Origin of the sequence: Streptomyces sp. NPDC086835 (assembly GCF_044745705.1) — a bacterium.
GTDB lineage: Bacteria > Actinomycetota > Actinomycetes > Streptomycetales > Streptomycetaceae > Streptomyces.
The window spans coordinates 98,125-124,273 of sequence record NZ_JBIVAU010000008.1; the positions used below are offsets into that span (position 1 = coordinate 98,125).

Annotated in this window: 25 protein-coding genes and 1 pseudogene; 16 read left to right on the forward strand and 10 right to left on the reverse strand. The window is 72.2% G+C overall.

Annotation, left to right across the window (positions count from 1 at the left end):
* Positions 1-9 precede the first annotated feature (9 nt).
* Entirely contained in the window at positions 10-687 is a 678-nt protein-coding gene (locus ACIPJI_RS24715) for an AIM24 family protein (RefSeq protein WP_005310477.1), read from the reverse strand.
* Between the two features lie 71 nt (positions 688-758).
* On the opposite strand from ACIPJI_RS24715, the gene ACIPJI_RS24720 reads away from it, so the two are divergent.
* Together ACIPJI_RS24720 and ACIPJI_RS24725 are read left to right on the forward strand one after the other, a co-directional pair.
* Positions 759-1,634: an aminoacyl-tRNA hydrolase gene (locus ACIPJI_RS24720; protein WP_402248887.1), complete on the forward strand. Its 876-nt coding sequence runs from the start codon at positions 759-761 to the stop codon at positions 1,632-1,634.
* A gap of 50 nt (positions 1,635-1,684) precedes the next feature.
* Positions 1,685-2,119, forward strand: coding sequence for a DUF6892 domain-containing protein (locus tag ACIPJI_RS24725; RefSeq protein WP_356622130.1), 435 nt, complete (start codon positions 1,685-1,687; stop codon positions 2,117-2,119).
* Between the two features lie 32 nt (positions 2,120-2,151).
* On the opposite strand, the gene ACIPJI_RS24730 is transcribed toward ACIPJI_RS24725, so the two are convergent.
* Genes ACIPJI_RS24730 through ACIPJI_RS24745 form a run of 4 tightly spaced genes read right to left on the reverse strand, consistent with a single transcriptional unit; the run spans position 2,152 to position 3,474 of the window.
* On the reverse strand, positions 2,152-2,577 hold the full coding sequence (locus ACIPJI_RS24730; RefSeq protein WP_356622131.1) for a DUF6010 family protein: 426 nt from the start codon (positions 2,575-2,577) through the stop codon (positions 2,152-2,154).
* Positions 2,574-2,921 carry a hypothetical protein gene (locus tag ACIPJI_RS24735; protein WP_402249159.1) on the reverse strand — a complete coding sequence of 116 codons (348 nt, stop codon included), beginning with the start codon at positions 2,919-2,921 and terminating at the stop codon, positions 2,574-2,576. Before ACIPJI_RS24735 ends, ACIPJI_RS24730 begins: the two co-directional genes overlap by 4 nt.
* Positions 2,864-3,325, reverse strand: coding sequence for a hypothetical protein (locus ACIPJI_RS24740; protein WP_402248890.1), 462 nt, complete (start codon positions 3,323-3,325; stop codon positions 2,864-2,866). The genes ACIPJI_RS24735 and ACIPJI_RS24740 overlap by 58 nt, the downstream gene beginning before the upstream one ends.
* Positions 3,322-3,474 carry a hypothetical protein gene (locus ACIPJI_RS24745; protein WP_356622133.1) on the reverse strand — a complete coding sequence of 51 codons (153 nt, stop codon included), beginning with the start codon at positions 3,472-3,474 and terminating at the stop codon, positions 3,322-3,324. The genes ACIPJI_RS24740 and ACIPJI_RS24745 overlap by 4 nt, the downstream gene beginning before the upstream one ends.
* Before the next feature lie 197 nt (positions 3,475-3,671).
* Here ACIPJI_RS24745 and ACIPJI_RS24750 point away from each other — a divergent pair.
* The 6 genes and pseudogenes from ACIPJI_RS24750 to ACIPJI_RS24775 form a co-directional block, all read left to right on the forward strand.
* A pseudogene (locus ACIPJI_RS24750) lies at positions 3,672-4,607 on the forward strand (GlxA family transcriptional regulator); the annotation flags it as partial.
* Between the two features lie 146 nt (positions 4,608-4,753).
* On the forward strand, positions 4,754-5,230 hold the full coding sequence (locus ACIPJI_RS24755; protein ID WP_307708906.1) for an excalibur calcium-binding domain-containing protein: 477 nt from the start codon (positions 4,754-4,756) through the stop codon (positions 5,228-5,230).
* A 346-nt stretch (positions 5,231-5,576) separates the two neighbouring features.
* On the forward strand, positions 5,577-6,365 hold the full coding sequence (locus ACIPJI_RS24760; RefSeq protein ID WP_307708905.1) for a DUF4142 domain-containing protein: 789 nt from the start codon (positions 5,577-5,579) through the stop codon (positions 6,363-6,365).
* 148 nt (positions 6,366-6,513) lie between these two features.
* Positions 6,514-8,022: a DUF692 domain-containing protein gene (locus ACIPJI_RS24765; protein WP_402248893.1), complete on the forward strand. Its 1,509-nt coding sequence runs from the start codon at positions 6,514-6,516 to the stop codon at positions 8,020-8,022.
* Between the two features lie 5 nt (positions 8,023-8,027).
* Positions 8,028-8,996, forward strand: a complete 969-nt coding sequence (locus ACIPJI_RS24770) for a TIGR04222 domain-containing membrane protein (protein WP_402248894.1) — start codon at positions 8,028-8,030, stop codon at positions 8,994-8,996.
* A 127-nt stretch (positions 8,997-9,123) separates the two neighbouring features.
* Positions 9,124-10,725, forward strand: a complete 1,602-nt coding sequence (locus tag ACIPJI_RS24775; protein WP_402248896.1) for an alpha/beta hydrolase — start codon at positions 9,124-9,126, stop codon at positions 10,723-10,725.
* A 79-nt stretch (positions 10,726-10,804) separates the two neighbouring features.
* Here ACIPJI_RS24775 and hemQ read toward each other — a convergent pair whose 3' ends face one another.
* Both hemQ and hemG read right to left on the reverse strand, forming a co-directional pair.
* Entirely contained in the window at positions 10,805-11,518 is a 714-nt protein-coding gene (hemQ, locus tag ACIPJI_RS24780; RefSeq protein WP_189471656.1) for a hydrogen peroxide-dependent heme synthase, read from the reverse strand.
* A gap of 4 nt (positions 11,519-11,522) precedes the next feature.
* Positions 11,523-12,950: a protoporphyrinogen oxidase gene (hemG, locus tag ACIPJI_RS24785; protein ID WP_356622137.1), complete on the reverse strand. Its 1,428-nt coding sequence runs from the start codon at positions 12,948-12,950 to the stop codon at positions 11,523-11,525.
* A gap of 129 nt (positions 12,951-13,079) precedes the next feature.
* Between hemG and ACIPJI_RS24790 the strand changes: the two genes are divergently transcribed.
* Positions 13,080-14,051, forward strand: a complete 972-nt coding sequence (locus tag ACIPJI_RS24790; protein WP_402248898.1) for a DUF4349 domain-containing protein — start codon at positions 13,080-13,082, stop codon at positions 14,049-14,051.
* A gap of 28 nt (positions 14,052-14,079) precedes the next feature.
* Entirely contained in the window at positions 14,080-15,459 is a 1,380-nt protein-coding gene (locus ACIPJI_RS24795; RefSeq protein WP_402248900.1) for an FAD-dependent oxidoreductase, read from the forward strand.
* A 143-nt stretch (positions 15,460-15,602) separates the two neighbouring features.
* On the opposite strand, the gene hemE is transcribed toward ACIPJI_RS24795, so the two are convergent.
* The gene (gene hemE, locus ACIPJI_RS24800) at positions 15,603-16,664 is read right to left on the reverse strand and encodes a uroporphyrinogen decarboxylase (protein WP_356622140.1); all 1,062 of its coding nucleotides are present in this window, start codon (positions 16,662-16,664) and stop codon (positions 15,603-15,605) included.
* A 92-nt stretch (positions 16,665-16,756) separates the two neighbouring features.
* Between hemE and ACIPJI_RS24805 the strand changes: the two genes are divergently transcribed.
* From ACIPJI_RS24805 to ACIPJI_RS24815, 3 genes are all read left to right on the forward strand, one after another.
* Positions 16,757-17,452 (forward strand): DUF3000 domain-containing protein, encoded by a 696-nt coding sequence (locus ACIPJI_RS24805; protein WP_356622141.1) that lies wholly within the window; start codon positions 16,757-16,759, stop codon positions 17,450-17,452.
* Between the two features lie 270 nt (positions 17,453-17,722).
* Positions 17,723-18,385 carry a response regulator transcription factor gene (locus tag ACIPJI_RS24810; protein ID WP_005310513.1) on the forward strand — a complete coding sequence of 221 codons (663 nt, stop codon included), beginning with the start codon at positions 17,723-17,725 and terminating at the stop codon, positions 18,383-18,385.
* Positions 18,386-18,464: 79 nt separating this feature from the next.
* Positions 18,465-19,751, forward strand: a complete 1,287-nt coding sequence (locus ACIPJI_RS24815) for a ribonuclease D (RefSeq protein ID WP_356622142.1) — start codon at positions 18,465-18,467, stop codon at positions 19,749-19,751.
* On the opposite strand, the gene ACIPJI_RS24820 is transcribed toward ACIPJI_RS24815, so the two are convergent.
* Complete coding sequence (locus tag ACIPJI_RS24820; protein ID WP_402248902.1) at positions 19,732-20,658, reverse strand: LysR family transcriptional regulator; 927 nt, start codon at positions 20,656-20,658, stop codon at positions 19,732-19,734. The two genes, ACIPJI_RS24815 and ACIPJI_RS24820, sit on opposite strands and share 20 nt — an antisense overlap.
* Before the next feature lie 99 nt (positions 20,659-20,757).
* On the opposite strand from ACIPJI_RS24820, the gene ACIPJI_RS24825 reads away from it, so the two are divergent.
* The 3 genes from ACIPJI_RS24825 to ACIPJI_RS24835 all read left to right on the forward strand — a co-directional run bounded on the left by ACIPJI_RS24825 (position 20,758) and on the right by ACIPJI_RS24835 (position 24,673).
* The gene (locus ACIPJI_RS24825) at positions 20,758-21,123 is read left to right on the forward strand and encodes a nuclear transport factor 2 family protein (protein WP_307708894.1); all 366 of its coding nucleotides are present in this window, start codon (positions 20,758-20,760) and stop codon (positions 21,121-21,123) included.
* A 197-nt stretch (positions 21,124-21,320) separates the two neighbouring features.
* The gene (locus ACIPJI_RS24830) at positions 21,321-22,547 is read left to right on the forward strand and encodes an acetyl-CoA C-acyltransferase (RefSeq protein WP_307708893.1); all 1,227 of its coding nucleotides are present in this window, start codon (positions 21,321-21,323) and stop codon (positions 22,545-22,547) included.
* Positions 22,544-24,673, forward strand: a complete 2,130-nt coding sequence (locus tag ACIPJI_RS24835; RefSeq protein ID WP_356622144.1) for a 3-hydroxyacyl-CoA dehydrogenase NAD-binding domain-containing protein — start codon at positions 22,544-22,546, stop codon at positions 24,671-24,673. The genes ACIPJI_RS24830 and ACIPJI_RS24835 overlap by 4 nt, the downstream gene beginning before the upstream one ends.
* Positions 24,674-24,751: 78 nt before the next feature.
* Here the strand turns inward: ACIPJI_RS24835 and ACIPJI_RS24840 are convergent, their stop codons facing one another.
* Positions 24,752-26,143, reverse strand: a complete 1,392-nt coding sequence (locus tag ACIPJI_RS24840) for a hypothetical protein (protein WP_402248905.1) — start codon at positions 26,141-26,143, stop codon at positions 24,752-24,754.
* Positions 26,144-26,149: the final 6 nt, after the last annotated feature.

Here is a 26,149-nt window from a genome sequence, read left to right on the forward strand (position 1 = left end):
GCCGGAGCTTCAGTTCTGTGACGCCTTCTGCGGCGTGAGCTCGCTGGGCCGGACGATGACGAAACCCTCGCCCTCCAGCTTGAGTTGCACCGCTTCGCCCGAGCCGCCGCGGATCATCGAGCCGACGGACTGCGAGCGGTGCAGCGACGTGTGCAGCTGGGCGCTCCAGCCGACGACGGCGTCCGTGTCGACGAAGACCGGCTGCTGGTGGCTGACGGGGATGACGATCGGGCTGCCGTCGCAGATGACGCCCAGTTTCCCGTAGCCGGTGAAGAGGCTGTTGAAGAGGCCGCCGCCGGTCATGCCGGCGCCCTTGACCGTCTTGATCTCGTACGACAGCGTCGCGTCGAAGCAGAGCACGTTGCGGCCGTTTATGGTCAGCGCGTCGCCCTGCTCGATGTCGACGATGAAGCAGTTGGCCGCTTCGTGCGCGAACCACGCCTCGCCCTGGCCGCGCACGGCCATCAGCGGGAGGCCCTCGCCGGTGACGGCGCGCTTGAGCATGCCGCCGATCCCCTGGCCCTTGCGCTCGAACTGCAGATTGCCGCGGAAGGCGATCATCGAACCCTGCCGCGCGTGCATCTCGCCGTTGACCGCGTACTTGATCGACTTGGCGTTCTGCAGCGTCATTCCGGGCACGGTGGCCTGCTGTGCCATGTTCTCTGTGGAGAAAAGATCGCTCTTCATGGGGTGCATCGTCGCCCGGAGGGGCCCGTTCCGCCAACAACCCCCCGTCGGGCTGCTGGCAGACTGGCGTCGTGAGCAGCGAAGACCTCCGTGAAATCCGGTCCGACAGTCCCTTCAGGCACCGGGCCGAGTCCCGTGACGCGGCACCGCAGTTCGTCCTGCCGCTGGTGGTACGCATAGAGAAGTCGGGGCCACCGTCCCGTACCGACGCTCTGGAGACCGCCGCGCGGGCGGTCCTCGAGATCCTCGCCGACGAGCGCTCCACCGGGGAGGGCGAGTGGGCGCAGGCCGTGCGGGACTGGCAGGACGCCCGTATCCGCAAGGTCGTACGCCGGGCACGTGGCGCGGAGTGGCGCAAGGCCGGGACGCTCCCGGGCATCACGGTGACGGGCGCGGGCGGTCCGGCGGCCGGGTCCGGCGGGGCGACCGCGGCGGACCCCGCGACCGGAACGGCCCCGGCCACCGCGGCAGAGACCGCGGACGCGGCCACCGGACCCGCGCCGGCAGCGGCTCCGCCTCCGGCCGAGGTTCGGGTCTTCCCGCCGGTCCCGCTGGACGGCTGGCCGAAGGAACTGGCCAAGCTCCAGGTGTCCGGGACGGAGCTCGACGACCTCCGCCCGCCCGCCGCCCCCGACCGGACCCGTCCCGTCCTGTGGCTGAGCCCGGAGCTGGAGATGTCCGCGGGCAAGGCCATGGCCCAGGCCGGCCACGGAGCCCAACTCGCCTGGTGGGAACTGTCGGACGCGGACCGCGAGGCATGGCGGGAAGCGGGCTTCGCGCTCTCCGTGCGCACCGCGGACCCGGCAAAGTGGCCGGCCCTCACGAAGAGCGGGCTGCCCCTCGTGCGCGACGCGGGCTTCACGGAGATCGCCCCGGGCTCGTGCACCGTCGTGGCCGACCACCCCTCGCTGCGCGGCGCGGACCGCGCTCAGCTGAGCCCTTCCTGAACGGTTTCCGCGACGGCAAGGCTGTCGGCCCCCGCTGGTATACGTGAGCCATGACCGTCTTTCGTGACTTCAACTTCAAGCTCCTCGTCGTCGAGAAGCTCATGTACTGGGACGAGACGCTGTCCCCGGCGTTCAGCCTGGAGCAGCACATGCGGGCGCGCGGGGTCGAGGACCTCGCCGCCTACGTCGAGGAGAACGACCTGGAGTACACCGTCCTCGACGAGGCCCGCGCGTACTTCGAAGACCTGGACATACCGGCGGAGCTGCTCGCCACCGTGGACGAGCTGACGTTCGACGGCGGCCACCAGGTCTTCATGGAGTGCGCCCCGGTCTGGGACGGCGAGGACGATCTCTTCGACGTCCGCTCACTCGACGACCTGGATCTGCTGCCGAACCTCAAGCTCTTCACCGGGAAGCACGAATTGGAGCACATGCTCCCCGGCGCGCTGGAGCTTCTCGCGGCCCGGGGTATCGCCGCGCGCTGACGGCCGGGCCGGCCTCCGGGACCGGTGCCCGCCTACGAGGGCGGTGCGTGCTCCGCGGTGCGGGGGCGCGCCGTCCGGCGGCGGACGAGACCGATCAGTGAGGGACCACCCCTCAGACACCACAGGGCGATGACCGGGTCGCAGACCGCGCAGGCCAGGGACGAGTCGTGGGAGAAGGGCATGATCGGGTTGCCCTTGAAGTGATGGAGCAGGTCCCAGGCGGTGTGCAGCAGCCAGGCGATGCCGATGAACGTCCAGGATTCCAGGCCCCGGTACGCGACGTACGTGATGACGGCGGTGGCGAGGAACTCCCAGCCGCCGAGGCCGCCACCGCTCAGGTAGGCGGCACCCGCCCCCGCCACCATGATCGCGTTGAAGCGGCGTCGGTGCGGTTCGCGGATCAGGGACATCGCCAGGGCGTAGAGGACGCCGACGAGGATCGGCGAGAGGTAGGTCATGACCGGGTGACCTTCTCGAGGTTCGGACAGACGGTGCCGGGGCGGTCGAGCCGCCGCAGTGCGAGGAGGCCGCCGATGCCGGGGACGACGGCGGCGGCCTTGGTGAGGGTCGTGGCCCGCCGCAGGCGCCATGTCGCGACCACGACGAACAGGTAGGCGCAGCCGTGGGTGGGCCCCATCAGGGAGGAGACGGGCCCGAGATGGACGGTGGCGAGGTTGGCCGTCATGACGACCAGTGAGACGAGCTCGGCGTGGGCCGCGACACGCAGGGGCCGCAGAGTCACGGTCACGCTCCTGTGGTGGAGCCGGGGCGGATGATCATCAGGACGGTGACCGTCGCCCAGAGCAGGTTGAAGACGCCGGTGAGCATCGCGAGGCGACCCGGTGATCCCGGGTCGGAGCCGGAAGCCCGCACGGAGGCGAGGGCGCGCTCCTGGGCGGGCAGGATCAGCAGGGCGAGAAGGCCGGCGGCCGCGGCGGTCAGAAGGATCGAGGCGATCAGCCACGCACTGCCGAGGACGCCGAGGCTGCCGGCCGTGGCGAATCCGAAGACGGGAACCGCGATGCCGACAGCCGCGTAGACGCGGCAGATGCGGTGCAGCGTCCGCAGGGTCGTGAGGGCCTCCCCGTCACCGGCGCCGCTGTGCGCGTGGCGCAGCGCCTTGGGGAACATGCTCGCCGCGACGGTGACCGGACCGATGGCCACGACCGCGGCCAGCACATGCAGGATGAGGAAGAGTTTCGTCACCGTCGGGGCTCCGTGGCCGCTCGAACGACGCGGCGCGCCGTGCCGGAGACCGTGCCGCCCGGCGCCGTGCCGCCGGCGTACAGCACGTCGTAGAGGGCGGCGGCAGCAAGCGGATCGGAGCCGTCGGACACGTCGGTCTGGGCATGCATGGAGGGGTCCTTCGTGTGAGGGAGGTCCGGTCGTCCGCCGGAGACGCCACCGAAGTTATCCGGGTGCCACCACGACTCCCAGTGGCATCAGTGACACCTTTCAACGAGATAGCGCCAACTCCGGAAAGCGGCCTCGGAGCTGCGCCAAGACGGAGACGGGCCGGAACTGTCGCCCGGTGAAGAGGTACTTTCCCGCCATGCACACCATCGCCGTTCTCGCCCTGGACCAGGTGATCCCCTTCGACCTGTCCACCCCGATCGAGGTCTTCACCCGGACCCGGCTTCCGGACGGGCGCCCCGGCTACCAACTGCGCGTGTGCGCCGAACAGCCGGAGGTCGACGCCGGCACGTTCACCCTGCGCGCGCCGTGGGGACTGGAAGGGCTCAAGGGCGCGGACACGATCATCGTGCCCGGCACCGCCGCCCCCGCCGCCGCGCTCTCCCCCGCCGTCCGTGACGCGCTGCGGGCCGCCGCCGAGGACGGCACGCGCATCGCCTCCATCTGCTCGGGCGCGTTCCCGCTGGCCGCCACCGGGCTCCTCGACGGCCTGCGGGCCACCACCCACTGGGTCGCGGCGGACCTCCTGGCCGCCGCCCACCCGGACGTCGAGGTCGACGCGGACGTCCTGTACGTCGACAACGGCCAGATCCTCACCTCGGCGGGCGCGGCCGCGGGCCTGGACCTGTGCCTGCACATGATCCGCCGCGACTACGGCTCCGCCGTCGCCGCCGACGCCGCCCGCCTTTCCGTGATGCCCCTCGAACGCGAGGGCGGGCAGGCGCAGTTCATCGTCCACGACCACGCGCCCACCCCGCAGGGCTCCGCCCTGGAGCCCTTGCTGACCTGGCTCCAGGACAACCTGGGCCGCGACCTCACGCTCGCCGGCATCGCGGAGCACGCCGGGACCAGCACCCGCACCCTGATCCGGCGCTTCCGCGAACAGACCGGCACGACCCCGCTCCAGTGGCTCCACCGGGCCCGCATCCGCCGGGCCCAGCACCTGCTGGAGACCACCGACCACTCCGTCGAGCGCATCGCTGCCCAGGTCGGCTTCGGCTCCCCCACCGCCTTCCGCGACCGTTTCAAGCGCACCACCGGGGTCTCCCCCCGGACCTACCGCCGCACCTTCGGCCGACGCCCTGCGCAGCCCGGCAGCGGGAGCGCCCACTCTCGCCGGGACGGCGGCGCGCGAGCCGGAGTCAACTACTCCGATTTTCGTCCTTTTTGGAGTGCTGGACGCTACGGTGAGCCTTCACACAATCTGCACAAGGGGGGACCTTGAGCAATCCGTACACCACCACCCCGCCGCCGCCCGGCCCTGTCCCGGCCGGGACGCAACGGCCGCTGTGGAAGATGAAGCGCACCTACGCCGGCGCTCTGCTGATCATGGCGCTCGGCTTCGGTTGCGGTGGTGCCGCCGCATCCGAGGACACCGGACCGGCCGCGAAGCCGAGTCCTGGCCCGACCGTCACCGAGACGGTCACCGCGACGGCGACCACCACCGCGACGCCCGCCCCCAAGGCCACGGTCACCGAACCCGGTCCCACCGTGACCGTGACGGTGACCAGGACGGAGACCGCCGACGCCTACGACAGCGGCGACAGCGACTCCGGCAGCGGCGGTGACGCGGACGTGTACTACGAGAACTGCGCCGCCGCCCGGGCCGCGGGGGCCGCGCCCGTCCGCCGGGGCGAGCCCGGCTACGGCAGCCACCTCGACCGGGACAACGACGGCACCGGCTGCGACTGGGGCTGACGGACGAACGCCCGCCCGGACCGAACCCCGTGGCGGGCGCCGGTGGTCGGGCCACGCGCACGACAAAGTCCCGCGGCGGGCACTGTGGTCCGCCCTCGCGTGGACGGGAACCCATGGCGAGCGCCGGTCGTCGGCACCCTCCCCACTACCGGCCGCGTACCGCATGCGTCGGCCACCGGCACCGAACGGGCGGGCCGTTGAACAACCAGGGCCCCGGCTGCGTACTTCCGGGTACCGCCCAGTAGTTTGACCGGCTAAGTTCGACCGGCAGGCGGCCGGCGGGCTGACCGGCCATCAAGCAGGGCGGTTGGTTGCCGTGTAACGCATCGGCTCTGGAGGCACATTGTTGCGGCGCATCAACGGAACAGCACTCATCATCGCGGCCCTGGTCGTCACGGTCGGGGCGCTCGCGTTCCCCGTGTGGTCCTACGCCGACCGTTCCGGCACCGGGCAGGACAATCTCAACGCCTCGAGCGTGGCGACCCAGTGGGGGCCGCTGTCGGCCACCGACCGCGACTTCCTGGTCAAGGTACGGCTCGCCGGCCTGTGGGAACTGCCCGCCGGGCAGCAGGCGATAGAACGCGCGCCCACCGAAGCCGTCAAGGCGGCCGGTGACCACCTCGTCGTCGGCCACACCGACCTCGACAAGCGCGCGCGCAACGTGGCGGCGCAGCTGGGGGTCGAGCTGCCGAACCAGCCCACCGAGCAGCAGCAGGGCTGGCTGCGTGAGCTGTCCGCCGCGCAGGGCGAGGAGTACGAGCGCAAGTTCGCGCAGCTCCTGCGGAACGCGCACGGCAAGGTCTTCGCGCTGGTCGCCCAGGTCCGCCACACCACCCGCAACACGCTGATCCGCCAGCTCGCCACGGACGCCAACCAGACGGTGCTCGACCACATCACGATGCTCGAGCAGACCGGCCGGGTCGACTTCGACGCCATCGCCAACGAGGCGGCGGCGGGGGCCACGGCCAGCCCGAGCGGTCCGCCGCCGCCGGACGGCAATCTGCCGCCCGCGCCGCCCGCGGTCACCCCGACCGGGGACCAGTCGTTCACGTCCCGGCCTTCACCGCAGCCCGGTGCGCCGACCGCGGTCAACACCGACCGCCCGGCACCGCAGGACCCCGTCCCGGCAGGGTGACCGGACGGCCGTGAGCGTGGCAGGAGGTTCCGGTCCGGCCGGGCCGGAACCTCAAATCAACCTCTGAACGTCCCCTCCTTCGGATTCACCCGCTCGTGCGGGGGCCATGACCCTGGCACGTCACACGTCGGGCGTGGAGGAGGGGACCATGGAACTCGGCATCGGAATCGGCTGGCGGCCGGAGATCTCGGACACGGTGGAGCGGCTGCCGGACCTCGACTGGGTCGAGGTCGTCGCGGAGAACGTCTGCCCCGGCCACCTGCCGCCCGCCCTGCTGCGGCTGCGCTCGCGTGGCGTCCGCGTCGTCCCGCACGGCGTCTCGCTCGGACTCGGCGGCGCCGACCGGCCGTCAGAGCGGCGCCTGGCCGATCTGGCCGAGCGGGCGGAGGCGCTGGACGCGCCGCTGGTCACGGAGCACATCGCGTTCGTGCGGGCGGGCGGCGCGCTCACCGCCTCCTCGGTACTGGAAGCCGGTCACCTGCTGCCCGTCCCCCGCACCTGGGACGCACTCGCCGTGCTGTGCGAGAACGTGCGCATCGCGCAGGACTCGCTGCCGGTGCCGCTGGCACTGGAGAACATCGCGGCGATGTTCTCCTGGCCGGACGAGGAGCTCACCGAGGGCCAGTTCCTCGCGGAGCTCGTGGAACGCACGGGCGTACGGCTGCTGATCGACGTGGCCAACCTCCACACCAACCACGTCAACCGCGGCGAGGACCCGTCGGCCGCGCTCGACGAGCTGCCGGTGGAGTCGATCGCGTACGTCCATGTCGCGGGCGGCGTCGAACGCGACGGCATCTGGCACGACACGCACGCGCACCCGGTGACGCAGCCGGTCCTGGACATCCTGTCGGACCTGCGGGCCAGGGTGAACCCGCCGGGAGTGCTGCTGGAGCGCGACGACGACTTCCCCGCGAGTTCGGAGCTGGAGGGGGAACTGGCGGCGATCCGGGCGACGTTGGACGCGGCGGGTGGCCGGGGCACGGGCGCTGATTTCGCGGAGCGAAACCCGGCCCGCCCGGCGTTCGAGGGCACCGCGCGGAGCGCGGTACGGGGTCCGGGGCCTGCCCGCCACGCGGCGGAGCCGCATATCGGTACAGCGGGAAGGGGCGGGGCGGGGAACGGCTCCGCGCAGCGGCCCCGCCCGCACGGCCCCACGGCCACCGCCACCACCGCGGCCACGGTCCCCACCACCGCCACGTCCGTCGCCACCGCCACCACCACGGCCACGGCCACCACCGCGGCACCGCCCTCCGCCCGCCAGCACGTCGCGCTCACCCAGGCCGCGCTGCTGTCCGCGCTCGTCGCGGGCACGCCCGCGCCCGAGGGGTTCGACGCACGCCGCCTGCGCGTGCAGAGCCGCGCGCTCGCCGCCAAGCGCGCGGACGTCGTCGCGAAGGTCGCGCCCGAGCTGCCCGAGATCCTCGGGGCCGGCTACCGGTCCGCCTTCCTCGCGTACGCCAAGAACCGCCCCATGCACGCGGGTTACCGGCGCGACGCGCTCGACTTCGCCGAGCATCTGCTGGCCTCGAGGCGTCCGCAGGACGGCGCCGCCCGGCGCAGGCTGACCCTGTGGTGGCAGGAGCGCAGCGCCCCCCGTCCGCCGCGCGGGGCGACCCGTCTGGTCCGCGTGGCCCGTGCCGCGCTCGCGGCGAGGTGAGCGCCATGGGTCTCCTCGCGCTTGCCGTCCATCTCGCCGTCGGCCTGTCGTCCCTGTTCCTGATCCTCCGGGTGTCCGCGGCGCAGCCCGCCTCCGCGCGCGGCGGGGCGAATGTCCACGACGTGTACGAGGCGGCGTTCCTCGCGGGCGGCCCCGGCCGCGTCGTCGACGCCGCGCTCACCGCCCTGCACAGTGACGGGCGGATCGCCGTCGGCTGGCCCGGAGTTCTGTCCGCGATGCGGCCGGTCGCACGGGACCCGGTGGAGCGGGCCGTCTTCTCGGTGCTCCCCTTCGCCCCGAACGGCGCGCTGCACACCGTGCGCCTCCACACCATGCGCAGCCCCGCCGTGCAGGAACTCGGTGACGTGCTCGCGGCACGCGGCCTGATGGTGCCGCCCGGCCACGGCACGGGGCTCGCCCGGTGGGGCGTGGTCCAGAGCGCGGTCTGCTTCCTCGGCCTCCCGGTGGCGTTCGTCCTCACCGTCTCCGAATTCGTCGGCGACACGTCCGGCGGGTCGGGGTCGCCGTTCGTCTTCCTGCTCTTCCCGATGCTGATCGCGGGCGCGCTGATCGGCTCGTTCCAGGCGGGCCGCGCCCGGCGGCGTGTCACCCCGGCGGGGCGGAGCGCGCTGCGGGCGTACCGCCTGGCGCACTCCCGGACGCAGGATCCGGCCGGCCTGGTAGCCCTGCACGGGGTGCGCGGCGTGCCGGATTTCGCTCTGCGCAGGCAGTTGGGTGCGGCTGTCCGGGTCCGTGGTGCGGCGGGCGGCGCGGCGGGTGACCCGTCGTCGTACGCGCTCCCGTACGCGGGTGAGGCCGTGTGGTGCGCCGGTTCGTCTCCCGAATCGGGAGGCGGTTCCGGCTGCGGCGCGTCCGGCGGGTCGGGCTGCGGCGGAGGGGGTTCTTCCTCCGGCTCCTCCTGCGGCGGCTCCTCCGGCTCCAGCTGCGGCGGAAGCTCCGGCAGCAGCTCCTGACCGGACGGCATCGGGGTCATTGGCCCCGACACCGCCGGACGGTGCTTTACTTCACGAACCGCCCCTGCTCAAGATCCCTTTCGTCCCGTGGCCGCCGCCCGGCCGCTGCGCGCACGAAGGGAACGCGATGAGAACAGCCGCGAAGTACGGGGCCGTGGCGGGCCTCGGTTCCTTGCTCCTCACCTCGGTCGCCGTCGCCCCCGCCGGCGGTACGACGACCACCGACGCCGCCGCCCGCGGCACCGCCGTGGCCGCCGAGCGCGCCGCGGCGGCCGGCATCGACTTCGGCCGCTGCCCTGCCGCGGAGAAGCTGCCCGACACGGTCCGCTGCGGCACCGTCGAGGTCCCGCTCGACTACGCCGACCCGTCGGGCCGCCGGATCGAACTCACCGTCAGCCGGGTGCGGGCGAGCGGCGAGAAGTCGCAGCGGCAGGGCGCCTTCGTCTACAACCCGGGCGGTCCCGGCGCCTCCAGCATGTCCTTCCCGCTGGCGGCCGGGCTGCCCGAGTGGAAGCGGATCGCCGAGGCGTACGACATCGTCGGCTACGCGCCCCGCGGTGTCGGCAGGTCCGCCCCGCTGTCCTGCCAGGAGCCCGAGGAGTTCGTCAAGGCCCCCACCCAGGCGCCGACGCACCCCTCCCTCTCGTACAAGAAGGAGCGCATCGCGCAGGCGCAGGCCTACGCGAAGGGCTGCGCGGACAGGACCGGCGCGGCGCTGCGCCACTACACGTCGCTGAACAACGCCCGTGACCTGGACGTGCTGAGGGCGGCGCTCGGCGAGAAGAAGCTGACGTTCATGGGCGCCTCCTACGGCACCTACTTCGGCGCCCTGTACGCGACGATGTTCCCCTCCCATGTGCGCCGCATGGTCTTCGACTCGGCGGTCGACCCCGACCCCGAGCAGATCTGGTACCGCAACAACCTGGACCAGTCGGAGGCCTTCGAGAGCCGTTGGGCCGACTTCCGTGCCTGGGTGGCGAAGCACGACAGGACGTACGGCCTCGGCGCGACCCCCGACGCCGTGGCACGCAACTACGAAGAGGTGCGCACCCGTCTCGAGCGGGAGCCCGCGGGCGGCACGGTGGGTCCCGGCCAGCTGCACGCCGCGTTCCTGGGAGCCGGTTACTACGACGACTACTGGCCGCTGCGCGCCGGCGCGCTGTCGGAGTATCTGAAGGGCAACCCGGAGCCGCTGATCGAACAGGCCGCACCCGAGCCCGGTGAGGCGAAGGCGGCGGAGAACGGCAACGCCGTCTACACGGCGGTCGAGTGCAACGACGCCCCGTGGCCCACGGACTGGCTCACCTGGGACCTGGACAACTCGCTGCTGGCGAAGCGCGCGCCGTTCGAGACCTGGGACAACGTGTGGATGAACCTGCCGTGCGCCTTCTGGCAGGAGCCGCGGCAGCAGCCGCTGGACGTCCGCGCGGAGCCGGGGCAGCTGCCGCCGACGCTGATCCTGGCGGCGGAGCGGGACGCGGCAACCCCGTACACGGGAGCACTCGAGCTTCAGCGCCGGCTGGCGGGCTCGGTGCTGGTCACGGAGGAGGACGCGGGGACGCACGGCATCGGCGGCGGCAGCAACACCTGCGTCAACAAGCACCTGGAGGACTATCTGCTGCGGGGTGAGACGCCGGTGCGGCGCGCATCGTGCGCGCCGCACCCGGAGCCCGACCCGGTGTCGCTGGACCGGCGGGCGGAGCAGCGGAAGCTGCCGCACGCCGTCTGATCTTCCGGGCCATATGGACGGCTGGGTATCCGCTTCGCAGAAGCGGAAACCCGGCCGTCAGGTCGTTCGCCGACGGAGGTTACGCGAGACCCGCGACGAGGTCCGCCACGTCCTTGCGGCGCCCGGTGTAGAACGGGACCTCCTCGCGGACGTGCATCCGCGCCTCGGAAGCACGCAGGTGCCGCATCAGGTCGACGATGCGGTACAGCTCGTCCGCCTCGAAGGCGAGGATCCACTCGTAGTCGCCGAGCGAGAACGAGGCGACCGTGTTGGCGCGCACGTCCGGGTAGCCGCGGGCCATCTTGCCGTGGTCGGCGAGCATCCGGCGACGGTCCTCGTCGGGGAGCAGGTACCAGTCGTAGGAGCGCACGAAGGGGTAGACCGAGACGTAGTTGCGGGGGGTCTCGTCGGCCAGGAACGCCGGGATGTGCGACTTGTTGAACTCGGCGGGGCGGTGCAGCGCCATGTTCGACCACACCGGCTCGAGTGCGCGGCCCAGACGGGTGCGGCGGAAGCGGTTGTACGCGTCCTGGAGCTCGTCCGCGGTCTCGGCGTGCCACCAGATCATCACGTCGGCGTCGGCACGCAACCCGGACACGTCGTACGTGCCGCGCACGGTGACGTCCTTGGCGGCGAGCTGGTCGAACAGCTCCTGGACCTCCTCGGCGTAGCCGGAACGGTCCTCGGGCAGCACGTCGCGCAACTTGAAGACGGACCACAGCGTGTACCGGATGACCTCGTTGAGGTCCTTGGCCTTCTTGCCTGCGTTCGGGATCTTTTCTGGCGCACTCATACGGCTATTGTCCCGCCTCCCGATCGGTGCCCCGCGCCAGGGTCGGCGTGGCGAGGATCTCGTCCGCGGCGCGCTGTCCGCTCGCGATGCAGGCCGGGATCCCGACGCCTTCGTACACGGCGCCGCAGACCCGCAGGCCCGGCAGCTGGGCGACCTCGTCGCGGATGCGGGCGACACGGGCGAGGTGGCCCACGGGGTACTGCGGCAGGCCGCCGGTCCACCGGGTGACCTCGGTGGCGACGGGACGGGCCGTGAGCCCCACGGCCGCGCGGAGGTCCGTCAGCGAGACGTCGACGAGCTCCGCGTCCTCGCGTTCGAGGGCCTGCTCCTCGCCGTAGCGGCCGACGGAGGTCCGCAGCACGAACAGATCGCCGGCGCCGCGCGCGACCCAGCCCCACTTGTTGGAGGAGAACGTGGACGCCTTGATGGTCCGCCCGTCCACCGGCGGGACGAGGAATCCGCTGCCCTCCGGCATCCCCGCCACGTCGGCGCGCCGGAAGGCCATGGTGACCAGCGCCATGGAGGCGTACTCGACACGGCCGAGCTCGGCCGCGGCGGCCGGCGACTCGGACGCCAGCAGCGCGGACGCGGACCAGGCGGGCGTCGCGAGCACCACGGCGTCGGCGTCGAGCGTCCCGCGGTCGGTGCGGACCCGCCAGCCGTCCGCGGCGCGGGTCAGGCCGAGGACGGGCGTCTCGGTGCGGATGTCGCCGCCCTGGGCGCGTACGGCGTCGGCGACGGCGCCCGGCAGGGTGCCGATGCCGCCGTCGAGCCCCATGAAGACCGGCCCGCCCGTCTGCCGGCCGGCCGCCCGCGCCTGGATGTCCCGCACTCCCTCGAGCAGCGAGTCATGGGTCCTGGCCGCCTCGAAGAGCTGGGGAACGGCCGCACGCATCGAGATGCGGTAGGCGTCACCTGCGTAGACGCCGCCGAGCAGCGGCTCCACCAGCCGGTCGACGACCTCCCGTCCGAGGCGCTCGGCGACGTACGCGCCGACGGCCACGTCGTCGCCCACGGCGGTCGGCGCGAGGTCCTTCTCGTGCTCGATGCGGGCGAGGCCCTCCGCCGAGAGCAGCCCGGCGAGCGCCGACGCGTCGCCCGGGACGCCCATCACATGGCCCTTCGGCATGGGCCGCAGCGCGTCACGGGTCCAGACCGCCGAGGTCGCCGTGGCCGGCGGTTCCAGCCGGTCGCCGAGACCGACGGCGCGGGCGAGGCCGGTGCCCTCGGGCCGGCGGGCGAGCATCGACTCGGCGCCCAGGTCGACCCGTACGCCCTCGATCTCGCCCGACTGCAGTTTGCCTCCGACCCGGCCGGTCGCCTCGAGAAGGGTGACGCGTACGCCGGAGGCGAGCAGCCGGTGCGCGGCGGCGAGACCGGCGATACCGCCGCCGATGACGACGACATGGCGCCCTCGTGTGTCCACGTTCATGGTCCAACTCTCTCAAACGCCGTTCCGAGTCCTGACCGTGACCGCTTCGGAACCCGGGACCGGCAACCCCCGCCGGGGGCGCGGCGTCGAACCTGCGACAAGTTCACAACTCATCCCCGGGGGGCCGGTATGCGTGCACGGCGTGCGTTCGCGGTACTACTTCTCACTGCATCACTCGGCCTTGCCGGGTGCGGCGCAGGCGGTTCCGACTCCGGCGACACAGCGCAGAGCGCGGCGAAACCGGCCGCGCGCGACGCGGAGCGCGCGCCCGGTTCCGGACAGGCGGCCGACGAGGCGGCGGGGGCGCCCGCCGAGGACGGCGCGGATACTGACGGCGCCGCGAAGCCGTCGGCGCTGCCGAGCACCCACGTCATCCGCACGGCCACGCTCGAGGTGGAGGTCGAGGACGCCACCAAGGCGCTCGCCGCGGCCCGCAGGGCGGCGGGGAACGCGGGCGGACACGTGGAGAACGAGAGCACCGAGCGGATCGACGACACGCACGTCACGTCGAACGTCGTGCTGCGCGTGCCGCAGGAGCGTTACGAAGCGGTGCTGGCCGAACTGGCCGGAGCCGGGAAGCTGTTGTCCCGCACGGCCGACGCGAAGGACGTCACCGGCCAGGTCGTGGACGTCGAGAGCCGTATCGCGACCCAGCGGGCGAGCGTCGCCCGGGTGCGGGAGCTGATGGACCGGGCGACGAGGCTGTCGGACGTCGTCACGCTCGAGGCACAGCTGAGCACCCGTCAGGCCGACCTGGAATCCCTGCTCGCACAGCAGGCGACGCTGAAGGACCGCACCTCGCTCGCGACGATCACGCTGACGCTGTCGGAGAAGGAGCGCGAGGAGACCGGGAAGGAGGACGACGGCCCCGGTTTCCTCGACGCGCTCGGCGGCGGCTGGGACGCGCTGGTCGCGACGCTGCGCTGGATCGCGGTGGCGGTCGGCGCGGTCGCCCCCTTCGCGGCGCTGGGCGCGGTGCTGTACGCGCTGTGGCGGTGGCTGGTCCGGCCGCGGCTGCCCCGGCGTCCGGCCGGGTCCACGGCTCCCCCTGCCGCTCCCCCGGCCACTCTCCCCACCGCTCCCCCGGTCAAGGAGGACTGAACGGCCCCTCCCCCGTAGCGTGTTCCCCATGACAGCGACCGAACGGCTGGTGATCATCGGGGGCGACGCGGCGGGCATGTCCGCCGCGTCGCAGGCGCGCCGGATGAAAGGGCCGGACGAGCTGGAGATCGTCGCGTTCGAACGCGGCCACTTCAGCTCGTTCTCGGCGTGCGGCATCCCGTACTGGGTGGGCGGCGATGTCGGCGAGCGCGACGAACTGATCGCGCGCACGCCCGAGGAGCACCGCGAGCGGGCCATCGACCTGCGCATGCGCACCGAGGTCACGGAGATCGACGTCGCGGGCGGCCGGGTGCGCGCTCGCGACGCCGGGACGGGCGCCGAATCGTGGACCGGCTACGACAAGCTGGTGATCGCGACCGGCGCCCGGCCAATCCGGCCCGCGCTGCCGGGCATCGACGCGCCCGGCGTGCACGGCCTGCAGACCCTCGACGACGGCCAGGCACTGCTGGACACCCTCTCCCGCACCGAGGGCCGGCGCGCGGTCGTCGTCGGGGCCGGCTACATCGGCGTCGAGATGGCGGAGGCACTCCTCAAGCGCGGCTACGAGGTGACCGTCGTCAACCGCGGCGAGCAGCCGATGGCGACCCTCGACCCGGACATGGGCCGGCTGGTCCACGACGCGATGTCGGGCATGGGCATCACCACCGTCTCCGGCACGGCCGTCACCGGGATCCGCACCGGTGACGACGGCCGGGTCCGGGCCGTCGTCACCGACAGCGGCGAACACCCGGCGGACGTCGTGGTCCTCGGCATCGGCGTCGAACCGGAGACCTCCCTCGCCCGCGCGGCCGGCCTGCCGGTCGGCCGCCACGGCGGCCTGCTCACCGACCTCGCGATGCGGGTCCGCGGCCAGGAGAACATCTGGGCGGGCGGCGACTGCGTCGAGGTCCTCGACCTCGTCTCCGGCCGCGAACGCCACATCGCACTCGGCACGCACGCCAACAAGCACGGACAGGTCATCGGCGCGAACGTGGGCGGCGGCTACGGCACGTTCCCGGGCGTCGTCGGCACCGCGGTGAGCAAGGTCTGCGAACTGGAGATCGCCCGCACCGGCCTGCGGGAGAAGGACGCCCGCGCGGTGGGCCTTCAGTACGTGACGGCGACCATCGAGTCGACGAGCCGCGCCGGCTACTACCCGGCCGCCGCTCCGATGACGGTGAAGATGCTCGCGGAACGCCGCACGGGCCGCCTGCTGGGCGTCCAGATCGTGGGCCGGGAGGGCGCGGGCAAACGCGTGGACGTCGCGGCGGTGGCGCTGACGGCCGGTATGACCGTCGAGCAGATGACGGCGCTGGACCTCGGCTACGCCCCGCCGTTCTCACCCGTGTGGGACCCGGTCCTGGTGGCGGCACGCAAGGCGTCGGCGGCGGTGCGGGCGACGCCGTAGCGCCTGCGGCGGGCCTGTTCCCCTACGCCGCCCCTTCCCCGACCGGGGGCTCTCCCCCGGGTCCCGTACGGCTGTCGGCCGTACGGGACCCGGGCCTGCCCCGCCACGCGGCGGAGCAGCACATCGATACAGCAGAAGCGCGGCTACCGCGCGGTCTGCTCGTGCACGTACGCCACCAGCCGCGTCAGCGCGTCCGGGTCCGTCGTCGGCAGCACCCCGTGCCCGAGGTTGAAGACGTGCCCCTCCAGCCCCGCGGCCGCCTCCAGCACCTCACGGGTCTTGGACTCGACGGCCTCCGGCGTGGAGAAGAGCACCGCCGGGTCCAGGTTCCCCTGGAGCGCCTTGCCGGGGCCGACCCGGCGCGCGGCCTCGTCCAGCGGGACGCGCCAGTCGACGCCGACCACGTCCGCGCCCGCTTCGCCCATGAGGCCGAGCAGTTCGCCCGTGCCGACGCCGAAGTGGATCCGCGGGACGCCGTAGGAGGCGACGGCCTCGAAGACCTTGACCGACGCGGGCATCACCGAGCGCCGGTAATCGGCGGGAGCCAGGGCGCCGACCCACGAGTCGAAGAGCTGTACCGCGGACGCACCGGCCTCGATCTGGACCTTCAGGAAGGCGGAGGTGATCTCCGCGAGGCGGTCCAGCAGGTCGGCCCACAGCTGCGGGTCGCCGTACATCAGGGCCTTGGTGTTCTCGTGGTTGCGCGAGGGCCCGCCCTCCACCAGGTAGCTCGCGAGGGTGAAGGGCGCGCCGGCGAAGCCGATGAGCGGGGTCCCGCCGAGCTCGCCGGTGAGCATCCCCATGGCCTCGGTGACGTACCAGACGTCTTCCGGTTCGAGGTCGCGCAGCCGCGCGAGGTCGGCGCGGGTACGGATCGGCTCCGCGATCACCGGTCCGACGCCCGGCTTGATGTCGAGGTCGATGCCGATGGCCTTGAGCGGCACCACGATGTCGCTGAAGTAGATCGCCGCGTCGACCTTGTGCCGCCGGACGGGCTGCAGCGTGATCTCCGTGACGAGGTCGGGCCGCATGCACGACTCGAGCATCGGGACGCCTTCGCGGACCTTCAGGTACTCGGGCAGTGAGCGGCCCGCCTGACGCATGAACCAGACCGGCGTGTGCGGCACCGGCTCGCGGCGGCACGCCTTCAGAAAAGCGGAGTCGTACGTCGTCTGGTGGCCCGGGGGGCGGTTGTTGGCGCTCACGCACTGAATCTTCGCATGTGCGCGGGAAGTGCCCGCCCCGGCCCGGGTGTCCCTCCCTGCGCGAAGCCCCCGTTCCGCCTACTCTTCCCCGCATGGCTGCGGCTCAGGGACATTTTTCCGATCATTCCAAAAGCGCTGACGAGAAGGGGAACCCCGAACCGAGCAGTGACCCGGGCACCGAAGCGGGTGCTGTTCCGCTTGCGTTCCGTCATGCGGTGGAGGCGCTGCGGTCCGCACGGCTGCGGCCGGAGATCGAGATCGAACCGACCCGGCCTCCGCAGCGGCTCGCCCCCCACTCGTACGCGCTGGAGGCGGCGGTCGTCGACGGTGAGGACGATCTCGCGGACGGCCGTCTGGTGCTGCTGCACGAGCCGGCCGGCCACGACGCCTGGGACGGCACGTTCCGGATGGTGACCCTGGTGCGGGCCGAGCTGGAACCGGAGATGGCGGCCGATCCGCTGCTGCCGGAGGTGTGCTGGTCCTGGCTGACGGGCGCGCTGGAGGCGCGCGGGCTGTCGTACGGGGTGCCGAGCGGCACCGTCACCCGTGCGGGGTCTCACTATTTCGGAGGACTCTCCGACCGGCGTCCCGCGACCCAGATCGAGATCCGTGCGTCATGGACGCCCCGCGAGGGTCCGGGCGGCGTGCCGGACACCGCCGCACACCTCGCGGCCTGGTGCGATCTGCTCTGCCAGATCGCCGGACTGCCGCCGTCCCCGGCCGGCCCGGCCGACAACGCGACGGGCGTGGTGAGCCTTCCGCAGCGCCGCGGCCCCCAGCAGACCTGACCCGGCTCGGGGCCTCGGCGCGGGGAGACTGGGCGCGGCCGTGCGCCGGAGCAGCGGGCTCTTACACCGCCCGTGACCGCCCGCCTGAACGGTTCGCTCGTAGGATGATCGATCGCCTGTCCGAATTGCCCGGATTATTACTCACCAAATCGTGATCATTCTCTAAAGGCGGACGGGTTCGGTGCCGAAGAGGTCAATGACCCAACTGCACGGTTCGCCCCGGCTTCACCCCCCGAGCCGGCTCCGTCCCGCACCTTTCCAGGAGGCCTGGTGTCCGTTCTTCTCGAGCAGCCCGCAAGCCTGGTCGCCTACCGCCCGAACAAGCCGACGGCCATGGTCGTCGTGGCCGACCCGCGCGTCCGTTCCACCGTCACCCGCCACCTGTGGGCACTCGGGGTCCGTGACGTCATCGAGGCGTCGTCCATCGCGGAGGCACGTCCCCGCGTCGGCAACCCGCGCGACATCTGCGTTGCCGACGTCCATCTGCCCGACGGTTCCGGGCTGACCCTCCTGTCCGAGACCCGCGCGGCGGGCTGGCCCAACGGCCTGGCCCTCTCCGCCGCCGACGACATCGGCGCCGTGCGCAACGCCCTGGCCGGCGGCGTCAAGGGTTACGTCGTCACCGGCACCCGAACCAACATCGGCCACCCGACCCGCCCCGGCGCCGCCCCCATCGGCGCCGCGGCGAACCGTATGCACCGCCGCCCCCCGGGTGCCCCGAGCCACCCGGGCGGCTACCGCGAACTGTCCGGCCGCGAGGTCGAGGTCCTGCGCCTCGTCGCGGAAGGCCAGTCCAACAAGGCCATCGGCGTCTCCATGGGCCTGTCCGCGCTGACGGTCAAGAGCCACCTCGCCCGTATCGCCCGCAAGCTGGGCACGGGTGACCGTGCCGGAATGGTGGCCGTGGCACTGCGCACCGGAATCATCCACTGACCGCTCCGTCATACTTTCCGCGCCCGTCGACGGAACGTTCCGTCGACGGGCGCGTTCCGTTCACAGATACCCTTGACACGTGACCGACGCCCAAGAGACCGCAGCAGAGACGACACTGCATTCCACCGGGGGCGCCCCCTCGGACGACGAGGTCCCTGCCGCAGGGCTGCCGATCCCGTTGCTGGAGCCCCGTGAAGGCATTCCCCCGGTGGTCGCCGACGAGGACGCGCTGGCCGAGGTGATCGCCGCCTTCGCAGCGGGCACCGGTCCCGTGGCCGTCGACGCGGAGCGCGCGTCCGGCTACCGCTACGGACAGCGCGCGTACCTCGTGCAGCTGCGCCGCGAGGGCGCCGGCACCGCGCTCGTCGACCCTGTCGGCTGCCCCGACCTGACGGCCCTCGGCGACGCGCTCGCCGACACGGAGTGGATCCTGCACGCCGCCACCCAGGACCTTCCCTGCCTGCGTGAAATAGGCATGGTGCCTGCGCGGATCTTCGACACGGAGCTGGCCGGGCGGCTCGGCGGCTTCCCGCGGGTCGGGCTCGGCGCGATGGTCGAGAGCGTCCTCGGCTACGCCCTGGAGAAGGGCCACTCCGCCGTCGACTGGTCCACCCGCCCTCTGCCCGAGCCGTGGCTGCGGTACGCGGCGCTCGACGTGGAGCTGCTGGTCGACCTGCGCGACGCGCTGGAGAAGGAACTGGACCGGCAGGGCAAGCTCGACTGGGCCCACCAGGAGTTCGAGGCGATCGCCTCCGCCCCGCCCCCGCCGCCGCGCCGCGACCCCTGGCGGCGTACGTCGGGGATGCACAAGGTGCGCCGCCGCCGCCAGATGGCGGTCGTACGGGAGATGTGGACGGTGCGCGACCGGGTCGCCCAGCGCCGGGACGTGTCGCCCGGCAAGGTGCTCGGCGACGCCGCCATCGTGGAGGCCGCGCTCGCCCTGCCCGCGAACGTGCACGCCCTCACCGCGCTGCCCGGCTTCGGACACCGCATGGGCCGGCGTCAGCTCGAGCAGTGGCAGGCCGCGGTCGACCGGGCCAAGGCCCTGCCCGACTCCGAGCTCCCGCAGCCCGGCCAGCCGCTGAACGGTCCCCCACCGCCGCGGTCGTGGGCCGACAAGGACCCGGCCGCCGCGGCCCGCCTGTCCGCGGCGCGCGCGGCGGTCTCCGCGCTGGCGGAGGAACTGAACATGCCGCAGGAGAACCTGATCACGCCGGACACCGTGCGGCGGGTGTGCTGGGAGCCGCCCGCCACGGTCACGGTCACGTCGGTGGCCGACGTGCTGGAGTCTCTCGGCGCGCGTCAGTGGCAGCGGCAGCTCGTCGCGCCCCTGCTGGCCGGGGCGCTCACGGTCCGCCCGGCGTAGCGACCGCGTCCACCGCGACGGGGCCCGCCGCCGTTGTGAAGGCCCCGCGGCAGTGGGCGCTCAGCGCCCGCACCGCGGGGTTGCCCGTCCGCCGCCTGACCAGGGCGAGCTGCGCGGGTGTCCGGACGTCGTCGATGAGCCGGGCCGTCAGTCCGTCCTGATACCCGGCGGCCATGGACTCGCTCAGCACCGCGACACCGAGTCCGCGACGGGCGAGGTCCGCGACGGCGTCCGCGGCGCTCGCCTGGAGCGCGATCCGGGCTTCGATCCCCTGCTCCGCGCAGGCGCTGTCGAGCACCGTGCGCAGGCCGGTGCCCGGCGGCATGCAGACGAGCGGGTGGGCCGCGGCCTCCCGCAGGGTGACGCGGCGGCACCGCTCGAGAGCGTGGTCATGGGGGACGGCGACGACGAGCCGCTCGCTGATCACCGTCCATGTGTCGAGGCCCTCGACCGCCGGGGCGGCGGTCCCGACGAGCGCCAGATCCACGCCGCCCGCGCGTACGGCCTCGATCAGCCGGTCGGAGTTGTCCTCCAGCAGACGCAGTTCCACGCCCGGGTGCGCCCGGTGGAAGGCGGCGAGTCCGTCGAAGAACGGCGTGACGGTGCACCCCGCCACCATGCCGACCGTCAGCCGGCCCCGGATCAGGCCGGTCAGCTCCCCCACCGACCGGCCGACCGCACCGGCTGCCGCCAGTGCGGCCCGTGCGTGCCCGAGTGCCGCCTCCCCGGCCGGGGTGAGCGTCACGCTGCGGGCCGTCCGGTCGAACAGCTCCGCGCCGACCTCGGTCTCCAGGCGGCGGATCTGTGCACTGACGCCGGACTGGCTGATGTGCATCCGTGCGGCGGCGCGGGTGAAGTTCCGCTCCTCGGCGACCGCCACGAAGTATGCGAGCTGCCTGAGTTCCATAACCAGAAATGCTAGTTCCGATCCGAACCATCTGTTGGACTTCTGATCACCTCGGGGCCGATCCTTGAAGGGCCGAAGCCGGAACAGCTGGAGGTAGCGATGACGGAGTACGAGAAGGCCCTTCACCCCGAGGACATCACCCGCCTCTTCGTCGAACGCTCCAACGCGGGCGACGCGGCCGGGGTCGCCGCGCTGTACGAGGAGGACGCGGTGCTGGCCTATCCGCCGGGCCGGCAGACCGTGGGCCGCGAAGCGATCAGGGCCCTGTGGGAGAAGGTGCTGGCGAGCGCGCCCACGTTCCGTCCCGAGGCGCCGCTGCCCACATTGATCAGCGGGGATCTCGCGCTGACGTCCACCCCTCCGTCGGACGGTGCCGGGGCCCGGGCGCAGGTCGCCCGCCGCCAGCCGGACGGGAGCTGGCTGCGCGTGCTGGACCAGCCTGAGTTCGTGACCCCGACGGACTGAGCGACCGCCGGGCGGGCGTTTCGCGCCTGGCCGGGGCGGGGAAGGGCTCGGCGCAGCCGCCTGCGACGTGTGACCTTCACCGCTCCCGCCCCAGGGGGTGGGCAGCCTGGTTACCCACAAGTAGCATGGGGCGAGCAAGCGCACGCTCAGCCGTGCGCCCGCAGCAGTGCAACCCCGCACCCTGGAGGAGAGCCATCGTGCCTCGTACCGTCAGGGACGTCGTCTTCGTCGACGGCGTCCGCACCCCGTTCGGCAAGGCGGGCCCGAAGGGCATCTACCACGAGACCCGCGCCGACGATCTCGTCGTGAAGGCCATCCGGGAGCTGCTGCGCCGCAACCCGGCCCTCGACCCCGCGAAGATCGACGAGGTCGCCATCGCCGCGACCACGCAGATCGGTGACCAGGGTCTGACCCTCGGCCGTACCGCCGGCATCCTCGCCGGTCTGCCGCAGTCCGTGCCCGGCTACTCCATCGACCGGATGTGCGCCGGTGCGCTCACCGCCGTGACGAGCGTCGCCGGTTCCATCGCGTTCGGCGCGTACGACGCCGTCATCGCCGGTGGTGTCGAGCACATGGGCCGCCACCCCATGGGCGAGGGCGTCGACCCGAACCCGCGCTTCGTCAGCGAGAAGCTCGTCGACGAGTCCGCCCTCTTCATGGGCATGACCGCGGAGAACCTGCACGACCGGTACCCGCAGATCACCAAGCAGCGCGCCGACGAGTACGCCGTGCGTTCGCAGGAGAAGGCCGCCAAGGCGTACGCCAACGGCAAGATCCAGCAGGACCTGGTGCCGGTCTCCGTCCGCCGCACCAACCCCGAGGCCGGCGAGACCGGCTGGGGCCTGGTCACCGCCGACGAGCCGATGCGCCCGGGCACCACGCTCGAGTCCCTCGCGGGCCTGAAGACGCCGTTCCGCGTCCACGGCCGCGTCACCGCCGGCAACGCCGCGGGCCTGAACGACGGCGCCACCGCCTCGATCATCGCGTCCGAGGAGTTCGCCCGCGAGAACGGCCTCCCGGTCAAGATGCGTCTCGTCTCGTACGCCTTCGCCGGTGTCGAGCCGGAGGTCATGGGTTACGGCCCGATCCCCGCGACCGAGAAGGCCCTCGCCAAGGCCGGCCTGTCGATCGAGGACATCAACCTCTTCGAGATCAACGAGGCCTTCGCCGTCCAGGTGCTGGCGTTCCTCGAGCACTACGGCATCGCCGACGACGACGCGCGCGTCAACCAGTACGGCGGCGCGATCGCGTACGGCCACCCGCTGGCCTCCTCCGGTGTCCGTCTGATGACGCAGCTGGCCCGCCAGTTCGAGGAGCAGCCGGAGGTCCGCTACGGCCTCACCACGATGTGCGTCGGCTTCGGCATGGGCGCCACGGTCATCTGGGAGAACCCGCACCACAAGGACGCCGGAGGCGACAAGTGACCACCACCGCTGAACTCCTGAAGGGCGCAGCCGAGCTGTTCCCCGACGAGGTCGTCACACAGGCGCACGTACGCCACCTCGACCTCCCCGGCGGCGCCGGGCGCTTCGCGCTCATCACGCTGGACAACGGCCTGGACCACACCAAGCCGACCACCTTCGGCCCGCAGTCGCTCGCGAACCTGAACACCGCGATCGACCAGGTCGAGGCGGAGGCGGCGAACGGCGACATCGTCGGCGTCGGCGTCACCGGCAAGCCGTTCATCTTCGCCGTCGGCGCGGACCTCAAGGGCGTGGAGCTGCTCAAGGAGCACTCCGACGCGCTCGCCATCGGCAAGGGCGGCCACGACGTCTTCAAGCGTCTCTCCGCCCTCGCGGTCCCGACCTTCGCGTACTACAACGGCGCGGCCATGGGCGGCGGCGTCGAGGTCGGTCTGCACTGCTCGTACCGCACCGTCTCCCAGGCGATCCCGGCCTTCTCGCTGCCCGAGGTCTTCCTCGGTCTCGTCCCCGGCTGGGGCGGCTGCGCGATCCTGCCGAACCTGATCGGCGCGGACCGCGCGGTCTCGGTCATCATCGAGAACTCGCTCAGCCAGAACAAGCAGCTCAAGGGCGCGCAGGTCTACGAGCTCGGCATCGCCGACGCGATCTTCGAGGGCGCGGACTTCCTGGAGCAGTCCCTCGTGTGGACGGCGTCCGTCCTCAAGGGCGAGATCGCCGTGGAGCGTCCCGAGGTCGACCGCGGCGAGGCCTGGGACCAGGCCGTCGCCAAGGGCCGGTTCATCGCCGACTCCAAGGTGCACGGCGCGGCCCCGGCCGCGTACCGCGCCCTCGACATCATCGAGGCCGCCAAGGACGGCGACCTGCAGAAGGGCTTCGACGCCGAGGACCAGGCCCTGGCCGACCTCATCATGGGCGGCGAACTGCGCTCCGGCATCTACGCCTTCAACCTGGTCCAGAAGCGCGGCAAGCGCCCGGCCGGCGCGCCGGACAAGAGCCTGGCCCGCCCGGTCACCAAGGTCGGCGTCGTCGGCGCCGGTCTGATGGCCTCGCAGCTGGCGCTGCTGTTCCTGCGCCGCCTCGAGGTGCCGGTCGTGCTGACCGACATCGACCAGGAGCGCATCGACAAGGGCGTGGGCTACGTCCACGCCGAGATCGAGAAGCTGCTCGGCAAGGGCCGCATCAACCAGGACAAGGCCAACCGCCTCAAGGCCCTGGTGACCGGTGTGCTCGACAAGGCCGAGGGGTTCGCGGACGCGGACTTCGTCATCGAGGCCGTGTTCGAGGAGATGAGCGTCAAGCAGAAGGTGTTCGCGGAGGTCGAGGCGGTCGCCCCGGCGCACGCGATCCTCGCCACCAACACCTCCTCGCTGTCGGTCTCCGAGATGGCGTCGCAGCTGAAGCACCCCGAGCGGGTCGTCGGCTTCCACTTCTTCAACCCGGTCGCGGTCCTGCCGCTGCTGGAGATCGTCCGCGGTGAGAAGACGGACGACGCTTCGCTGGCCACCGCCTTCGGTGTCGCGAAGAAGCTGAAGAAGACCGCGGTGCTCACCAAGGACGCCCCGGCGTTCGTCGTGAACCGCATCCTGACCCGCTTCATGGGCGAGATCCAGAACGTCATCGACGAGGGCACCCCGGTGGCCACCGCCGAGAAGGCCATCGAGCCCCTCGGCCTGCCGATGTCGCCGCTGGTCCTGCTGGAGCTCGTCGGCCCGGCCATCGGCCTCCACGTCTCCGAGACCCTGAACCGCGCCTTCCCGGAGCGCTTCAAGGTCTCCGAGAACCTGGCCGCGGTCGTCAAGGCCGGCAAGCGCGGCTTCTACGTCTACGACTCCGGGAAGCCGGAGCTGGACCCGGAGGTCGCCGCGCTCCTCAAGCAGGGCGACACCGTCCTGACGGAGGAGCAGGTCCGCGACCGCGTGCTGGACGCCGTCGCGCAGGAGATCGGCCTGATGCTCGAGGAGGGTGTCGTGGCCGAGGCCCAGGACATCGACCTCTGCCTGATCACGGGCGCCGGCTGGCCCTTCCACCTGGGCGGCATCACGCCGTACCTGGACCGTGAGGGTGTCTCCCAGCGGGTGAACGGCAAGCCGTTCCTGGCTCCGGGCGTGGCGAGCGTCCCGGCGTAACGCCCACAGCCCTCCGCCCCGGTACCGCTGACGCGGTGCCGGGGCGGAGGCGTTTTCGGGTCCGCGTGCTGCCGGCCGTCACCAACTCGGTTCGTGCGGAAGGTGCTCACATGCGGAAGCGCAGTCATGCCGGGCCAGGGCGGACTCACGCAGCCAGTTGCTCTCCGGAATTCCGTGAACCTTGAGGGTCAGCGCGGCCGGGCTCGAGCGCAGCGCGCTGAACACGGAGACGAACTCCACCGTGTACACCCCCGGCTTCCAGTCGTGCGGGTGCTTCACGCTCCACGTCCCGTCCTCCTTGACGGCGGCCTCGGCGATCAGCCGTCCGCTCTCCAGGAGCATCACCTTGCTCACACCCTGGGCGGCCGTGCCGGAGAATCTCGGCCGTGGGCCACTCCACGCCCCCTCGCGCGGGCCGAGGACCTGAGGCGCCTCCACGTGGTCACGGACCACGAATCCCACGGCGGCCACGGGCGACATGCCTCGGTCATGGAGACCGACGGCCTGTACGACGTGCTCGCCCGCCGGCCAGCTGACCACACGCCGCCACATCCACTGGCCCTGGGCGTTGACGGACGTGCCGCCGATGTACTCCCCCGCGCCGGTGAAGAACAGCAGATACGTCGTGCCCGGCTCGGCCGTGCCCGCGAACTTCAGCTGCCCACTGACCATCCGGCCGTGCACCGGCGAGGTGATGACGGGCGGGGCACCGACGCGGCCCTGGTCGACGAGAGCGGACTCGGGGTTCTGCACAGTGAATTCGGGCAGCACCGGCGGGTAGTCACCGGTTATCAGCTTTTCCGCATCGACCACTCCGGGCGCGATGCCCGGGGCCGACCGGAGCGCCCCGGCGAACAGCCTGGCCACCTCGCGGGCACCCAGTTCGTTGAAGTGCGTGGAGTCGATGATCCCCTCGGGATGGTTCGGATGAGCACCGGCGTCCTCCCACCGGAACAGGCCCCTTGCCCTGGTACAGCCGAGTTGGTGCAGCATCCGGGTCGTGAGTTCGTTGAGGTCGACGAGGACTGCCCCCGTCTCCGCGGCGGCGTCCCGTGCGTACTGCGGATATCCGTCATGGGTTTCCGACACGTTCCCGTGCACGTCGAACACACAGCGCGCGGCGGGGGTCACCACGACGGGAACGGCGCCCTCGCCGCGGATGGCCTCCACGTAGAGTTTCAGATACTCCTTGAACTCGCGGGGGCCGTGGTACCTGAGCGGCACATTGACCCGTTGCTCCACGGCGCCGAAGTCGATCGCCACGAAGTCCCCGGGCTCCAGGATGTTCAACAGCTTCACGAACCGGTCGGTGAAATAGCCCCGAAGCGTCATCGCGTCGCGGGCGTAGTTCTTGACCTCGTACCCGGGCCCCAGGAATTCCTGGACGTACTGGCCCCAGCCCGCCATCGGGGAGTCCTCCGGGCGGCGTGAGGTCGCGACGGAATTGCCCAGGATGCAGAACTTGTTCACGCTTTT